This is a genomic window from Streptomyces cahuitamycinicus (genome assembly GCF_002891435.1).
In the GTDB taxonomy this organism is placed as follows: domain Bacteria; phylum Actinomycetota; class Actinomycetes; order Streptomycetales; family Streptomycetaceae; genus Streptomyces; species Streptomyces cahuitamycinicus.
In genome coordinates, this window is sequence record NZ_POUC01000862.1 from 1 (window position 1) to 1,098 (window position 1,098).

The 1,098-nt window shown below is 77.0% G+C and carries 1 protein-coding gene; it reads left to right on the top strand.

Annotated features, from left to right (window positions below):
* A partial coding sequence (locus tag C1J00_RS43490) for an SAV_2336 N-terminal domain-related protein (RefSeq protein ID WP_439333489.1) occupies positions 1-1,098 on the top strand: 1,098 nt, incomplete at both ends.

Here is a 1,098-nt window from a genome sequence, read left to right on the forward strand (position 1 = left end):
ACCTCGCTCCCTCCCGCCGACCAGGCCGTCTCCCGGCCCGGCGGCCGCTTCTCACCGCACCCCGAAGGCCGCTTCACCCTGCACCTCGGGCCGCCGCTGCTGCCCCGGGCCGAACCCGACCCGTCCGGCCCCGGCCGTGTCACGGCGCTGCTCGCGCGCGCCCTGCACCACCTGGCCCGCCGCGTCCCGTCCCGCAGCAGCCTGGAACTGGACGAGGAGACCACCGCCGAACAGGGCCTCGCCGACGGGCTGTGGATGCCGTTCCTGCGGCCCGCCCGGGTCTCCGCCTTCGGCCTGGTGCTGCTGATCGACGACGCGCCCACGATGCGCATCTGGGAGGAGAGCGCCGCACGCCTGACCCGTGCGGCCGAGCACAGCGGCGCCTTCCGGAGTGTGCGCACGATCCGGGTGACCGTGCCGCGCACCGGCACCGCCGGCCTGCGCTGGCCCACGGGCCGGGCCGTCGCCGACCCGGCCGAACTGCTCGACGGCCGGGGCAGCCGGATCTTCCTCGTCGTCACCGACGGACTGGCCCACGGCTGGGCCGCCTCCGCCGCCGACGAACTCCTCGGCCGCCTCGCCCACGCCGGCCCCACCGCCCTCGTCCACCTGCTGCCGCCGCATCTGCGCCACCGGTCCTCGCTCTACCCGTACCCGGCCGTCCTGGAGGCCGGGGGTTTCGGGGCTCCCAACGACGGCCTCGGGCACTGGGCCCCGCCCGGCGGGCCCGATCCGATGCGGCCGCTGCCCGAGGCGGGCGACGGCTCCGTCGCCGTCCCGGTGCTCTCCCTGAAACCCGCTTCCCTCGCCGCCTGGTCCGACCTGGTCACCGGCGGTCGCGGCGTACGGCGTTCGCTGCCCGTGGTGCTGGCGGGTGCCCTGAGCAAAGGCGCGCCCGCCCCCGGCCTGCGCGCCCCGCGCCTTCCGCGCGCGGCGGGCGCCGCCGTACGGCGCTTCTTCAGCCTCGCCACCCCTTCCGCCCGCCGGCTCGCCACCCAACTGGCCGCCGTTCCCTTCGACTTCGACCTGGTGGAGCAGCTGCGCAGGCGGGTCATGCCGGAGACCGGACCCGACCACCTGGCCGAGATCCTCATGGGC